Origin of the sequence: Halorhodospira sp. 9622, assembly GCF_022228025.1 — a bacterium.
GTDB lineage: Bacteria > Pseudomonadota > Gammaproteobacteria > Nitrococcales > Halorhodospiraceae > Halorhodospira > Halorhodospira halophila_A.
Map to the genome: position 1 here is coordinate 1 of NZ_JAJNRE010000039.1, position 13,929 is coordinate 13,929.

The following is a 13,929-nucleotide window of genomic DNA, read 5'->3' on the forward strand; positions in this document are numbered from 1 at the left end:
CCCCACCGCCGCGACACCGGCGACCAGGCGTTGACGCACCGTGGGCACCCCAGAACCGCTCCGCGCCCGCCGCAGCTGCATCGCCACCCACCCGGGCGAGACCGCCTCCTGGCCACCGATTTCTGCCAGTTGCCGACGCAGCCGTAGACCGTCCTGGTACCAGGCCCGACAGGCCGGACAGACGGCCAGGTGCGCATAGCACGCCTCGGCCTGTGCACTATCCAGCTCGTCCGCCTCCAGTTCCAGGAGCGCTTCGCGGCAGCCCAGGCAGTCCATCGTTCGCTCCGTCATCGATCGGTCCCCTTGTCCGCCTCACACGCACCGGCCCCGACATCGGTTCCATCCATCAGGACCTGGCGAAGCCGGTCACGGGCCCGCGCCAACCGCGACTTCAGGGTTCCCTTGCTCACCCCGGTGAGCTCGGCCACCTCGTCCAGCGACAACCCCTCGATGTAATGCAGAAGCACGACCTGGCGCTGCGCCTCGGGCAAGGCGCCCAGGGCACGCTGCAACCGCTCGCGCGTCAGCGCCTGCTCGACCAGCTCGGCGGGGCCGTCGCCCGGCTCGGCAAGGGTGTACGGGACGTCCGGATCGTCCTGAGACTGGTCGTCCCAGGGTGGGCGGGCCTGAGTGCGGCGATGGCGATCGATCCATAGGTTGTAAAGCGAACGCGCCAGCCAGGGATAGGGCCGATCGAGGGCGGCAATCTCGTCACCACGGGGATGATGAAGGCGTTCTCGTCCGACCAGTCGTCGCGGTCGTGATGCTCGATCTGGTAATACGCCATCCAGCGCAGTGCACCGGCCCGATCCTGGAAGCCCAGCCTCAACCGATGCTCCACCCCATCGAGATAGTCCCGGCCATTACCACCTCGGTGGGCGCGCAGGCGGTAGCGCGCCAGGAGCCAGCCCCGACCCGGGCTGTGCCAGCGCCCCTGGAGCTGCCCCTCCGCGCGTCCATCGACGCCGCCGATGCCCCGGCTCAGAGCTCCGACACCGAGACCGTAGCCGAGCTGGGAGCGCCGGACGGTCCGTTCCGCCAGCACGTCCAGGGCAACGTCGGTGAAGTCGAAATTCCCCTCGCTGGCGTAGCCACGGTGATAGAGACTGCCCTGGGCCGACACCCCGTCGCCCCGGCTCCCGCGGGCCTGCCACGCGGCGTGACCAAACAGATCGAGGAACGAATCACCGTCGCCGCTGAAGGCCCTGGCGTTATCCAGTGTCAGGTTGGAGTCGTACCCGATCCCGGCCTGCAGATAGCCGGTCAGGGCCGGCCGGCCCTGCTGGAGCTCGTCCAGACGCGTGGCGATCAGCCGCTGGAGGCGCTCGGCGCGCGCCTGCCGCTGCGCCAAGCGCCACCAGTGCTCCGCCGCGGCCCAATCCCCGCGCTGGCGCGCGGCGCGCCCGAGATTGAACGCGGCCAGTGCGCCGAGTTCCGGATCGCCGATGACCGTCGCGAACGCGCGCTCGGCGGCGCGGTAATCACCGGCCTCGTAGAGGGCCACCCCCTGATTGAAGGCCTCGGTCGGGCGCTCCTCCGCCCCAGCCGGCACGCCGACCGCCGCCGCCACGACCAACAGCAGGATCGCGAACACTCGGTCGAAGAACACGCCGCGCCGAAGGCTCAAGTTATCCGCCGCGAAGCCGATAACTCGGATAGGCCGCAGTGAATCGCGTTTCACGTCCGCTCTCCAGTCAGGACCGATCGATGAGCATTGTCAGTGGTGTCGGCACGGTAGCCGGTCTGTTCGGTGCCTACCAGGGGTACCAGGCACAGCAGCGTGCTCAGGAGACGCGTGAGGATCAGACCAACCTCCTGCGCGAGCAGCTGGAGGTTGCCCACGAGAAAAAGCATGAATATGCCGATGCCCTGCGCGCCGTCGAGAAGGCGCTCGAGCAGGTCAGCGACAACGGCATCATCGAGCCGGAGCAGCTCGATGCCCTCGAGCGCAAGGGCATCAACATCGACGAGCAGGCGTAACGGTCCCTGCCCTGCGCCCCTCCCTGGTATCCCCCCGCTTAGCCTGTCACCACAACGCCTGCACCACCGCCGCCAGGCCGGCCACGGCCGACACGCCGAGCACGGCGCCACGCAGCCAGCGCCGGTCCAGGGCACGAGCCGTGTACCCGGACAGCCAGAAACCAATGGCGATACCGGGTAACAAGCTCAGGCCGAGGAGCAACTCCGTGGCCCCGAAGCGACCGATCCACGCCAGCGCCCCCAGCGAGCCGAACGCTCCGACTACGAACACCGCCGAGAGCGAAGCGCGCAACCGCGCTCCGCTCACCCCCTGATAGGCCAGGGCCAGCGGCGGCCCGCCGATCGAGGTGGCGGTAGCCATAAAACCGGAGAGGGTGCCGCCGGCGAGCAGGCGTCTCCCGGTGGGCCGGGGCGCCCCCGCCACCAGACTCAGCCCTACGGCGAGCAGAACCAGGGTGCCGAAGATTAAAGAAAGGTGGGATTCGTCGACCCGCGCGAGCACCACGCCGGCAAGCCCGGCACCGGAAAGCTGCCCGGGAATGGCCCAGCGGATGCCGGCGACGTCCAGATCGCGACGTTCCCGAATCAAGATCATCAGCGGTGTCACCATGCCGACGACCAGCATCGGCCCGGGCACCAGAACAGGGTCAATCCAGTAGAGAACGGGCGCGCCCAAAAGGGCCACGCCGAAACCGATGGAACCCTGAACGACCGTGCCCACGATCAGCACAAGGGTTGCGAGAACCCACTCACCGAGCTCGATCACGGGCAGCCCTGTCGTCCAGGGTATTCATCCGTGTAATGGTTCTGAAAACCCGCGAAACCGGAGCCTTCAGGCGTCTGGAATACGCAGCTCTTCGATATCCCGGCCCAGCTCTTCTTCCCAGTGGACGACCCACTTCGGCTTGCGGCCGCGGCCGGTCCAGGTGCGATCCGGATCCTCGGGGTGACGGAACTTCGGCGGGACCTTGCCGCCCTTGGAGGCCTTGCTGCCGCCGGTGCCCTTGCTGACGCCCGAGACAATCTCGTCGAGATCCAGCCCGTATTTCTGGGCGACCTGTTTCATTTCCTGCTGGGCCTGCTTGCGGGCCTCTTTCTCGCGGCGCTTCTGCTCTTTCTCGATCATCCGCGAGGCTTTCTCCAGATCCACGAGATCGAGCTCTTCCGCTGCCTGGCGGATCGTTTCGAGGGCTTCATCGCTCGTCGTCATTTTCCGCTTCCTCCACTTGGAATACCGCTGTACAGCGAGAAATTATCGAAAAAGAGAGGAATTGTAAACGGAGAAGGTTCCGCCGGAGGGACAAAAGGATTCCCCCACCGGGTTTTGCCCTGGGAATCCCCCCCTCAAGAATACCCGGCCTGCTAGAAACCGAGGACGCGCGGGGCGAGTAGGAAGGCGGCGAGCGTGGCGACCCCGGCACCGGCGAAGGTCAGCAGTACACCGGCGCGAACCATGTCGGGCACGGTAATGCGGTCGCTGCCGAAGACAATGGCGTTGGGCGGCGTCGCCACCGGCAGCATAAAGGCCGCCGAGGCGGCCAGTGCGACCGGTACGCCGAGCAGCAGCGGATGGATCCCGATGGTCAGCGCCAGCGAGGTCACCAGCGGCAGCAGGGTCGCTGCCGTGGCCGTGTTGCTGGTCACGTGGCTCATCAGCGCCGCCAGCACGGCCACCGAGAGCACAAGCAGCGGCGCCGGCCAGTCGCCCATGCCGCTGAGCAGGGTGGCAATCGCCCCGGCCAGGCCGCTCTCATCGATGGCCACGCCCAGCGCCAGGCCGCCGCCAACCAGCACCAGAACCCCCCACGGCAGCCCCCGGGTATCCTCCCAGTCGAGCAGGAACTTCAGGCGGCGAACATCGGCGGGGACCAGGAACAGGGCCAGGGCGCCGACGAGGGCGATGCCGGCGTCGCTGATCGCCACTGCCCCGGGCAGAATGCTTTCCAGCCATGGACGCATCACCCAGGCCAGGGCGGTGAGCACGAAGACCACGGCCACCCGTCGCTCGGTCCGCTGCATGGGGCCGATCTGCCGACGCTCCTGCTCGATCAGTTCGCCGACGCCGGCGATCGCCTGCCCCGGCAGCGGGAAGGCCCAGCGGGTCAGGACCCACCACGCCAGGACCAGCATGGTGGCGGAGACCGGCACCCCGACCGCCATCCACTGCGCGAAGCCGATCTGCATCTCGAAACGGTCGCCGATGTAGCCGGCCAGAAAGGCATTCGGCGGGGTGCCGATCAGGGTGCCGAGGCCGCCAATATTCGCCCCGAAGGCGATCCCCAGCAGCAGCGCCAGGGTGAAGTGGCGGTCCGTCTTGCCGCTGCTGCTCTCCACTAGGCCGATGACCGACAGGCCGATGGGCAGCATCATCGCGGCGGTGGCGGTGTTGCTAACCCACATGGAGAGCAGCGCCGTGGCCCCCATGAACCCGGCCACCAGGAGGTCGTCCCGCCCCCCTGTGGCCGACAGGATGAGCAGCGCGATGCGTCGGTGCAGCCCCCAACGCTGGATCGCCATGGCGATCAGAAAGCCGCCGAGGAAGAGGAAGATCATCGGGTTGGCGTAGGCGGCCATGGTCTGCTCGGGGCTGGACACCCCGAGCAGCGGCAGCGCCGCGGCCGGCAGCAGGGCGGTCGCGGCAATGGGCAGGGCCTCGCTCACCCACCAGGTGGCCATGAGCACGGTGAGCGCCGCCACGAACCAAGCGTCCTGCCCCAGGCCGGCAGGCGGCCCGGCCAGCAGCATGCCACCGGCGGCCAGCGGGCCGCCGATCAGACCGATCCAGCGTCTGCGCGTTGCGCCCGGGTTCGTGCTCTTGCTCAAACCTTGAATTGCTCGACGAGTTTGCGCAGGTCGCGGGCGAGCACCTCGAGCTCGTCACCGGCCTGCTTGGTCTCCTGGCTCTCCTGGGCGGTGGTCTCCGCCGCGTCGTTGATGGAGGTGACGTTGCGGTTGATCTCCTCGACCACCTGGCTCTGCTCCTCGGCGGCGCTGGCGATCTGGGTATTCACCTCGCTGATGGTGGAGACCGACTCCTGGATGTCGCCAAGCACGGTATCCGCCTCGGAGGCCTGACTGACCGTCTCCTGGGTCTGGGAGTGGCCCTGCTCCATCGCCGCCTGGGCGCTCTTGGTCTCCTCCTGCAGGGCGCTGATCATGTCCTGGATCTGCTGCGTGGACTCGTGGGTGCGCGTGGCCAGCTTGCGCACCTCATCAGCGACCACGGCGAAGCCCCGGCCCTGCTCGCCGGCGCGCGCCGCCTCGATGGCGGCGTTGAGGGCGAGCAGGTTGGTCTGCTCGGCGATCTCGCGGATCAGATCGATCACCGTGCCGATCTGCTCGCTGTCGTCGGCCAGCTTCTGGATCGCCCCGGCGGCGCGGGAGACGTCATCGGCGAGCTGGTTGATACCGCTGACCGTCTGCTGGACCACCTGCTTGCCCCGCTGGGCGGCCTCCTCGCCGCTCTGCGTGGCCTCGGCAGCGTGCTGGGCGTTGCGGGCGACCTCCTGGGCGGTGGAGGTCATCTCGTTCATCGCCGTGGCCACCTGCTCGATCTCCGAGCGCTGACGATCGATCCGATCGTTGCTCCGGTCCGTGACCTCGGAGACCTGCTGCGCCGAGCGATCGAGCCGCTCGGCCATGTCCACCACCCGGGCGATGAGGTCGTGGAAGACGGCCATGGAACGGTTGAAGGCGTTGGCCGCCTGCCCGATCTCGTCGCCGCTGTGGACATCGAGCCGGCGGGTCAGGTCGCCGCCGCCGCTGGCGATGGCGTTCAGATTTTGGGTCATGTCGTTGATCGGCCGCGTGACCGAGCGCTGGATGAATAGGTAGACCACCAGCAGGAACGGCAGGCTGAGCAGCACGGCGATCCCGAAGATGGTCGTGCCGAAACCGATCACCGCCCGATTCACCTCCTCGAGCGAGATCTCCATATTGACCGCGCCGAGGACCTCGCCCTCGTTGCCCGGGCCGTGGCACTCGACGCACGACTTGCCGAGGAAGTCGGTCTCGTTAAAGTTGGGGATGACCGCACGTAGGGCCTGGCCGCCATCAATCTGGGCGATGTAGGGCTCGCCGGTCTCCAGCACCCGCTCCTCAACCTCGTCCTGAGGCTGTTGATCCGGCTCACCGGGGCCGTACCACTCCTCGGTGAGTTCTGCGCGCAGCACCCGCAGCCCCGAAACATTGGGCAGCTCCTGGATTTGTTCCAGGAACTCGTGGCGCTGATCCATGGTGTTGGTCCACATCATGGCGGTGAGACCGGCCATGGTCATCTGGTTCATCGTGTCGGTGAACTCGACGGCCTGGTCCACCGCCACGTTGCGCTGTTCCCACGCCGCGTACACGATCATGCTCGTCCAGGCCAGGACCAGCATCAGCCAGATACCGACGAGCAGGCGAATCCAGATCCGGACGTCGTGGATGCGGCGCAGCAGCTTCATGGTGATCTCCTGTTGCAACCGGCCGGATGGCGCGGCCCTGCCCGGGTTATCGGCGCGAATCTAACAGACCTTATAGGGGTTCACGCCGCGCGTGCGCCCTAGCGCCCCATCCCCGGCGGCAGTCCACCGGGACCGGCCGGGCCGCCCGGCCCGCCGGAGCCGCCACCCATGAGCTGTTGGAACATCCGCTGCGCACCACCCTTTTTCTTCACCTGCTTCATCATCTTTTGCATCTGCTTGAACTGCTTGAGCAGGCGATTGAGGTCCTGGACCTGGACTCCAGAGCCGGTGGCGATCCGCTTCTTGCGCGAGCCGTTGATGATATCCGGCTTGGCGCGCTCGGCCGGGGTCATGGAGTTGATCATGGCCAGCTGACGGCGGACGATGCGGTCATCGAGCTGGTCCTTGACCTTGTCGAACTGCTTGCCCATGCCCGGCATCTTGTCCATCACCCCGCCGAGGCCGCCGAGCTTATCGATCTGCTGCATCTGCTCCTTGAAGTCGTTGAGATCGAACCCCTTGCCGCCCTTCTTGAGCTTCTTCTCAAGCTTCTTGGCCTTCTCCTGGTCAACGCTGCGCTCGACCTCCTCGACCAGGCTGACCACGTCGCCCTTGCCGAGGATCCGCGAGGCGACCCGCTCGGGATGGAAAGGCTCAAGGGCGTCGGTCTTCTCGCCGATGCCGAGGAACTTGATCGGCGCGCCCGTGACGTGGCGGACCGACAGCGCGGCACCACCGCGGGCGTCACCGTCGGTCTTGGTCAGCACCACGCCGGTCAGGGGCAGGGCCTCGCCGAAGGCCTGGGCCGTCTTGGCCGCATCCTGACCGGTCATGGCGTCGACCACGAAGAGGGTCTCGGCCGGGGTCACCGCCTTATGCAGGCGCTTGACCTCGTCCATCATCGCCTCGTCGACGGTCAGCCGGCCGGCGGTATCGACGAGGAGCACGTCGTAGTAGTGGCGCTTGGCGTGGTCGATCGCGTCCCTGGCGATCCGCTCGGGCTTGTCGCCAGAGCTTGACGGGAAGAAGTCCACTTCGACCTGGCCGGCGAGGGTCTCGAGCTGGTCGATGGCCGCCGGCCGGTAGACGTCGCAGCTGACCACCAGGACCTTCTTCTTCTCACGCTCGCGCAGGTAACGGGCCAGCTTGCCGATGGAGGTGGTCTTGCCCGAACCCTGCAGGCCGGCGACCAGTACCACCGCCGGCGGCTGAACATTGAGGTTGAGCGGCACCGCCTCCTCGCCCATGACGCGGACCAGCTCGTCCTGGACGATCTTGATGAAGGCCTGCCCCGGGGTCAGGCTCTTGGCCACCTCGGCACCCTCGGCGCGCTTCTTGACCTCTTCGGTAAAGCTGCGCACCACTGGCAGGGCCACGTCGGCCTCGAGCAGCGCCTTGCGCACCTCGCGGACGGTCTCCTGGATGTTTTCATCGGTGATCCGGCCCCGCCCGCTCATGCGCTGCGTGACGGAGTCGAAGCGTCCGGTGAGATTCTCAAACATGGTCCGGCCTATTCGTTCGGCAACCTGAAAACGGGCCGTATTATACGGGTCCGCCGCGCCCGCGTGCGAATCCAATGTACCGTCGCGGCTTGTCGCAGGGTGGTTCCCGGGTGGCACGGTTTATGCCATCATCCCGTGCATTATGGTTATCACTGCCCTGACCCTCGTCACCGTCCTGCTCTATCTGGCCGCCACGGTCGCCCTCGGCGCACGGCTGCTGCTGCACGAGGAACGCAGCCCGGCGCGCTCGACCGCGCTGGCGTTGGCCGCCGCGGCGGTCGGCACGCACGTGGTCGTGGTCGGTGACACCACCTGGGTGGACGACGGGCTGAACCTGAGCATCTTCAGCGCCCTGTCGCTGGTCTCCTGGATCACCAGCACCGGGCTGGTCATTGTCAGCCTGCGCCAGCGGGTCGAGCATCTGGGCATCCTGCTCTGGCCGCTTTCGGCCATGGCGGTCATGCTGACCCTGTTCGCGGCCCCGGAGGCCACCCTGGATCGCGAGCTGGCGGTACAGATCCACATCGTCATCTCCATGACCGCTTACGCCACCCTACTGGCGGCGGTGCTGCAGGCGCTGATCCTCGGCGCCCTCGACTATCGGCTACGCCACCGGCAGGCCACCGGATTCGTGCGGCAGCTGCCGGCGCTACGCACCATGGAGAAGCAGCTGTTCTGGCTGGTTACCGTGGGCTTTGTCGCGCTGACCGTGGCCCTCGGTTCCGGTTTCCTGTTCTTCCTGGATCGCCTCCTTGAGGGGATGATGATCCACAAGACCTCGCTGTCCATGGCCTCGTGGTTGGCCTTCGCCACACTGCTGATCGGCCATGCCGTGTGGGGGTGGCGAGGACAGACGGCGATCCGCTGGACCCTCGTCGGTTTCCTCGCCCTGATGTTCGGCTACTTCGGCAGCAAGTTCGTACTGGAGCTCATCCTCCAGCAGTGAAGTAGTCGGGCTCATTGCCCTCGCGCCACTTGATGTTGCAGCCGATGCTCGGGTATTGCGGGTCGGGCGGCGCCTCGCCCTGCAACAGCGCATCCACCGCCCCGCGCAGGTCGGCCCCGGTGATCGGACGGTCGTTGCGCGGCGTGCTGTCGTCAAACCGCCCCCGGTAGAAGAGCTTCAGTTCAGCATCGAAGAGGTAGAAATCCGGCGTGCAGGCAGCCCGGTAGGCCTTGGCCACGGACTGATCCGGATCGAACAGATAAGGGAACGTGTACCCGGCAGCCGCCTTCTCCTCGGCCATGCGCTCAGGGCCGTCGTCGGGATGGGTCTCGGGGCTGTTGGCGCTGATCGCCGCCACCGCGATCCCGCGCTCCTGGCACTCCCGGCCGAAATGGGCCAGGTGGTCGCGCAGGTGCTTGACGAACGGGCAGTGGTTGCAGATGAAGGCGATCAGCACCCCTTCGCCGCCGGCCAGATCCCCGTGCAGGGAGACGCTGCGGCCGTCGGTATCGGCAAGGGTGAAGTCCGGAGCCGGGGTGCCGATGGGCAGCATGGTGGATTCGGTGCGTACCATCCTGGTTCTCCTCCTGGCGTACTGCTTGAGGGGGTGGGTCTTCGGTGCGCCGCGACGGGGGCTCAGTCTCCGCCGTGCTCCGCCTCGGCGCGCTCGAGGGCATCGAGCAACCGGGCGAGGATCCGCTCGGCGTCCGGCCCGCCTCGCGCCGTATAGAGCGCCCGCAAGGGGCGGGCCGGATCGGCGAGGGCCTCGCGCTCGGCTGCGTCGAGTTCCTCCACGGCAATATCCTCCGCCTGCCGGATCTGTGCAAGCCGTTGTTCGTTGAGCGCCTGCTGCATCTCATGGGCCCAGTCCACCAGCTCCTCGCCGATCTCGCGCAGCATTCGGCGCTGGCCGCGCGACAGGCGCTGGTAGAAGATATCGCTGGCGACGAAGGCGGATACGTGGGGCGCAGCCCGGGGCGCCGTCCAGTGACGGGTGTGCTCGTAGAGCCCGAGGGCGTCGAGGATATAGATCGGCTGCGCGGTGGCGTCTACCCGGCCATCGGCCAGGGCCGCATGGAGTTCGCCGTATTCGACGTGCTCGGCCTGCGCCCCGTAGGCACGGTAGCTCTCGCGCAGCAGCGGGCTGTCGGCCACCCCCAGGCGCACGTCGCGGAAATCAGCCGGGGCACGCAGCGGCCGGTCCGCGGCCCACACCCGCCAGCCGGTGGGCACCAGCGCCAGCGGGCGCAGCCGCGCGTCTCGGTAAGCGCCCTGCAGCGCGTCGCTATGCAGCAGTTCAGGATCGTTGAGCGCCCGGGCGTTGACGTAGGCGTCGTCGCTGTAAATGAAGTGCAGACCGAAGACCTGACTCTCGGGGACCGCCCCGGCCAGATCGCCGGAACCGAAGGCGAAGTGCACCGCGTTGCGGCGCACCTGCTGATGGACCGTTTCGGTATCGCCGATGGCGCCGTACGGGTAGATCCGCACCTCCACGGCGCCGTCGGTGCGCTCCTCAACCTCCTCGGCGAAGCGGGCGGCGTACTCGTACTGCACGCCGCCCGCCTTCTCCTCCAGGGCGATTCGCCACTGCTCCGGGGGCTCGTCGCCACAGCCCGCCGCCAGGGCGGCGGCGACAACGATGGCGCTCAGGCGGTGGCGCATGCCCCGGCTCCTGCCGCCGTCAGGAGTCGCCGTAGGCGCCCTCGGCCTGCTCGACCGCCTCGAGCAGCCGCTCCAGTGCCTGCTCGCCGCGGGCGCCGACCTCGTCGATATACGTCTCTCGGGTGGGTAGGGCGCGCTCGCGGAAGGCGGCACGCTCATCCTCGTCCAGGGCAATGACCTGGATGTCCGAGCCAGCCTTCATGTCGGCCAGGCGCTCGTCATTGACCGCCTGCTGCATGTCGTGGGCCCAGTCCACCATGTCGGCGGTGATCTCGCGGATCATCTCCTGTCGCTCGGCCGGTAACCCGTCAAAGAACCGGGAACTGGCCATGAAGCCGGCGATAAACTGCGCCTGACGCGCCTCGATGAAGTAGTCCTGGACCTCGTAGAAGCCCATCTCCTGGTGTGCGAAGTACGGCTGAATGTTGCCGTCGATCACGCCCTGCTCCAGCCCGCCGTAAACCTCGCCGTAGGCCATGGGCGTTGGGTCGGCGCCGTACTGGCGGTAGGTCTCGCGCAGCAGGCGATTGTCCATGGTGCGGATCTGCACCCCGTCGAAATCCTCGGGGGTGCGGATCGGCTCATTGGCGCTCCACACCTGCCAGCCCTCGGGCAGGACCGAGACCAACTCCATGCCCCGCTCGCCGAAGGCCTGCTGGACCGGATCGCTGCGTAGGAAGTGGGGATCGTTCAGCGCGCGGGTATTCACGTACTCGTCATCGCTGAGGATGAAGTTGACGCTAAACAACTGACTCTCCGGTACGGTCCCGCCCAACGCCCCGGAGCCGAAAGCGAACTGCACAACGTTGGCCTGCAGCTGCTCGTAGATATCCTCCATCTCGCCGATGGTGCCGTAGGGGAACAGATCGACCTGTACCTCACCGTCAGTGCGCGCCTCCACCTCCTCGGCGAAGCGCTCGGCGTACTGGTACTGGATGCTGCCCTCCACCTCCTCTAGGGCGATCCGCCACTGATCGGCGTGGGCGGCTCCGGCGAAGGCGACGCTGCCAAGCAGCACGGTGGCGATGGCGTAACGGTGCATGGGGATGATCTCCCGTCAGCATGGTGATCGCCCCGAACCCTAGCACAAGCCGCTGCACTGTACGCATCCCCCCGAGGTTCGATATGTTCACCTCAACGATTCGGTTGGGATCCCCGCATGGGCACACGGAAGCGGACCTGGCTCGAGCGGCTCGACGGCGGTATCGCCCGTGTCGAGGCGTTCCTGCTCGCCGGCGGCGTCCTGCTGCTGGCGGGCCTCTCCATAGCCAATACCCTCTCGCGCAACCTCACCGGCAACACCGTGCCGGGCACCTTCGAACTCACCGAGATCCTCATGATCTGGATCACCTTCGGCGGGCTCGCCTACGGCGTGCGCCGAGCGCGGCACATCTGCATGAATGCCGTCTACGACCAGCTGCGCGGCCTGGCGCGCAAGGGGCTGCTGGTCTTCACCCATGTGGGCACCGCCGGGCTGCTGTTCTACATGGCGTGGCACGCCGGCCACTACGTCTGGGAGGTCCACCAGGGCGGGCGCACCAGCACGGCGCTGGGCATCCCCATGGGGCTGGCCTATTCGATCGTACCCGTGGGCCTGTTCGCCGGCGGCGTGCAGTACGCCCTCAGCGCCTGGAAAAACCTCACCCGCCGGGCGATCTACCGCTCCTACAGCGAGCGCGAGGCCTACGAGTCCGGCGAGGATCCGGCCGGGGATGCGCGACTATGACAGCGCTGGTGATCACGGCGATGCTGCTCCTGCTGCTGCTCGGCTTCCCGCTGATGGTGCCACTGCTCGCCGGCGCACTGCTGATCATCCTCATCGAGCTGCCGTTTATCGGCGCCGACGCCCTGATCCGGCAGATGATTACCGGGATCCAGCCCGTGGTGCTCTCGGCGGTGCCGCTGTTTATCCTCGCCGCCGACATCATGACCCGGGGGCGCACCGCCAACACCCTGCTCGACCTAGTGGCCACGACCATCGGCCACATCCGCGGCGGCCTGCCCATCACCACGGCAGTCAGCTGCGCGCTCTTTGGCGCCGTCTCGGGCTCGACCCAGGCCACCGTGGTGGCCATGGGCACGCCGCTGCGCCCGCGCCTGCAGCAGGCGGGGTACAAGGACAGCTTCAACCTGGCGCTGATCGTCAACGCCAGCGATGTGGCGCTACTCATCCCGCCGAGCATCGGCATGATCATCTACGGCGTGGTGGCCCAGACCTCGCCGGCGCAACTGTTCATCGCCGGTATCGGCCCCGGGCTGCTGATCCTGTTGCTGATCAGCCTGTGGTGCTACATCTACACTCGCTGGCAGGGGATCGAGGGCGCCGAACGGGCCGGCTGGGGAGCGCGCGGCCGCGCCCTGCTGCGCGCGCTGCCGGCGCTGGGCTTCCCGGTGATCATCGTCGGCGGCATCTACAGCGGCGTCTTTACGCCCACCGAGGCGGCGGCCATCTCGGTGCTCTACGCCGCCATCCTCGAGTTCGGGGTCTACCGCAGCCTGGGCGGGCGGGATCTACTGGAAGTGGCCCGCTCCACGGGGCTGATCACGGCAGTGGTCTTCATCCTGGTCGGCGCCGGGCAGGCCTTCGCCTACAGCATTTCGTTCGCGCAGATCCCCCAAGAACTCGTGGGACCGCTGATCGATGCCGTGGCCCACGACCCGACCCTTGCGCTGCTAGCCATTGCGCTGATCTATTTCATCGGCTGCATGTTCGTCGACCCGATCGTGGTGATCCTGGTCTTCACACCGATCCTGGCACCGCTGGTCGAAGCCGCTCAGCTCGACCCGGTCCTGGTGGGTACGCTGGTGGTCCTGCAGGCAGCCATCGGTTCGGCAACCCCGCCCTTCGGGGTCGACCTGTTCACCGCCATCGCCGTCTTCCGACGGCCGTACCTGGAGGTGATCCGCGGCACGCCGCCGTTCATCGCCATCATGATCCTGGCCACGCTGCTGGTGATCTTCTTCCCCGAGATCGCCCTGTTCCTGCGCGATCTCGCCTTCGATTAAGGCGTCGCAAGGGCTTCAGCGCAGCCGGAAGTCGATGGTCACATTCAGCTCCAGGCGCTCGAAGGACTCGTCTTCGGGGATCTCGGGCATCCGCACCGACTGGATCATGCGCTCGACCTCTTCATCGAAGAGTTCGTGCTCTGACGGCTCGGCGATCTCCCACTCGAGGACGTTGCCGTCGGCATCGAGAACGAAGGTCAACCCCACCGTGCCTTCCAGGCGCCGGCGCTCGGCCGAACGGGGATAGCGCTGCTCCGACTGCAGGGCGCGGTGGACATCGGCCAGGAAAGAGTCCGAAACGTCCGATTCGGTGCCGACCTCCGCCTCCTGCGGCGGCCCCTCGTCGGGGTCATCGTCCTCTTCCTCCACCTCGTCCTCTTCCGGCTTG

15 protein-coding genes are annotated in these 13,929 nt (G+C 67.3%); 4 read left to right on the forward strand and 11 right to left on the reverse strand.

The window, feature by feature from the left end:
- The coding region (locus LRG07_RS12755) for a hypothetical protein (protein WP_238642575.1) at nucleotides 1–291 on the reverse strand (291 nt) is incomplete at its 3' end.
- The gene (locus LRG07_RS12760; protein WP_370641540.1) at nucleotides 288–791 is read right to left on the reverse strand and encodes an RNA polymerase sigma factor; all 504 of its coding nucleotides are present in this window, start codon (nucleotides 789–791) and stop codon (nucleotides 288–290) included. The genes LRG07_RS12760 and LRG07_RS12755, both read right to left, overlap by 4 nt.
- A gap of 916 nt (nucleotides 792–1,707) precedes the next feature.
- Here LRG07_RS12760 and LRG07_RS12765 point away from each other — a divergent pair.
- On the forward strand, nucleotides 1,708–1,980 hold the full coding sequence (locus tag LRG07_RS12765; RefSeq protein ID WP_238642577.1) for a hypothetical protein: 273 nt from the start codon (nucleotides 1,708–1,710) through the stop codon (nucleotides 1,978–1,980).
- A gap of 46 nt (nucleotides 1,981–2,026) precedes the next feature.
- Here LRG07_RS12765 and LRG07_RS12770 read toward each other — a convergent pair whose 3' ends face one another.
- The 5 genes from LRG07_RS12770 to ffh all read right to left on the reverse strand — a co-directional run bounded on the left by LRG07_RS12770 (nucleotide 2,027) and on the right by ffh (nucleotide 7,927).
- Nucleotides 2,027–2,746, reverse strand: coding sequence for a sulfite exporter TauE/SafE family protein (locus tag LRG07_RS12770; protein WP_238642579.1), 720 nt, complete (start codon nucleotides 2,744–2,746; stop codon nucleotides 2,027–2,029).
- 66 nt (nucleotides 2,747–2,812) lie between these two features.
- Complete coding sequence (locus LRG07_RS12775; RefSeq protein ID WP_201168392.1) at nucleotides 2,813–3,190, reverse strand: H-NS family nucleoid-associated regulatory protein; 378 nt, start codon at nucleotides 3,188–3,190, stop codon at nucleotides 2,813–2,815.
- A 152-nt stretch (nucleotides 3,191–3,342) separates the two neighbouring features.
- Nucleotides 3,343–4,803: a DASS family sodium-coupled anion symporter gene (locus LRG07_RS12780; protein WP_201168394.1), complete on the reverse strand. Its 1,461-nt coding sequence runs from the start codon at nucleotides 4,801–4,803 to the stop codon at nucleotides 3,343–3,345.
- Complete coding sequence (locus LRG07_RS12785) at nucleotides 4,800–6,425, reverse strand: methyl-accepting chemotaxis protein (RefSeq protein ID WP_238637154.1); 1,626 nt, start codon at nucleotides 6,423–6,425, stop codon at nucleotides 4,800–4,802. Before LRG07_RS12785 ends, LRG07_RS12780 begins: the two co-directional genes overlap by 4 nt.
- A 98-nt stretch (nucleotides 6,426–6,523) precedes the next feature.
- Nucleotides 6,524–7,927, reverse strand: a complete 1,404-nt coding sequence (ffh, locus tag LRG07_RS12790; protein WP_201168399.1) for a signal recognition particle protein — start codon at nucleotides 7,925–7,927, stop codon at nucleotides 6,524–6,526.
- Between the two features lie 142 nt (nucleotides 7,928–8,069).
- On the opposite strand from ffh, the gene LRG07_RS12795 reads away from it, so the two are divergent.
- On the forward strand, nucleotides 8,070–8,873 hold the full coding sequence (locus tag LRG07_RS12795) for an inner membrane protein YpjD (RefSeq protein WP_238642581.1): 804 nt from the start codon (nucleotides 8,070–8,072) through the stop codon (nucleotides 8,871–8,873).
- Here LRG07_RS12795 and LRG07_RS12800 read toward each other — a convergent pair.
- The 3 genes from LRG07_RS12800 to dctP (LRG07_RS12810) form a co-directional block, all read right to left on the reverse strand.
- Nucleotides 8,857–9,447: a thioredoxin family protein gene (locus LRG07_RS12800; RefSeq protein ID WP_201168411.1), complete on the reverse strand. Its 591-nt coding sequence runs from the start codon at nucleotides 9,445–9,447 to the stop codon at nucleotides 8,857–8,859. The genes LRG07_RS12795 and LRG07_RS12800 overlap by 17 nt on opposite strands.
- Nucleotides 9,448–9,509: 62 nt before the next feature.
- Nucleotides 9,510–10,535, reverse strand: a complete 1,026-nt coding sequence (dctP, locus tag LRG07_RS12805; protein ID WP_201168413.1) for a TRAP transporter substrate-binding protein DctP — start codon at nucleotides 10,533–10,535, stop codon at nucleotides 9,510–9,512.
- A 19-nt stretch (nucleotides 10,536–10,554) separates the two neighbouring features.
- Nucleotides 10,555–11,577, reverse strand: a complete 1,023-nt coding sequence (gene dctP / locus LRG07_RS12810; RefSeq protein WP_201168415.1) for a TRAP transporter substrate-binding protein DctP — start codon at nucleotides 11,575–11,577, stop codon at nucleotides 10,555–10,557.
- A 117-nt stretch (nucleotides 11,578–11,694) separates the two neighbouring features.
- Here dctP (LRG07_RS12810) and LRG07_RS12815 point away from each other — a divergent pair, with 117 nt between their 5' ends.
- Together LRG07_RS12815 and LRG07_RS12820 are read left to right on the forward strand one after the other, a co-directional pair.
- On the forward strand, nucleotides 11,695–12,261 hold the full coding sequence (locus tag LRG07_RS12815) for a TRAP transporter small permease (protein ID WP_201168417.1): 567 nt from the start codon (nucleotides 11,695–11,697) through the stop codon (nucleotides 12,259–12,261).
- Nucleotides 12,258–13,541, forward strand: a complete 1,284-nt coding sequence (locus tag LRG07_RS12820) for a TRAP transporter large permease (protein WP_201243014.1) — start codon at nucleotides 12,258–12,260, stop codon at nucleotides 13,539–13,541. The genes LRG07_RS12815 and LRG07_RS12820 overlap by 4 nt, the downstream gene beginning before the upstream one ends.
- Before the next feature lie 15 nt (nucleotides 13,542–13,556).
- On the opposite strand, the gene LRG07_RS12825 is transcribed toward LRG07_RS12820, so the two are convergent.
- The coding region (locus LRG07_RS12825) for an energy transducer TonB (RefSeq protein WP_238642584.1) at nucleotides 13,557–13,929 on the reverse strand (373 nt) is incomplete at its 5' end.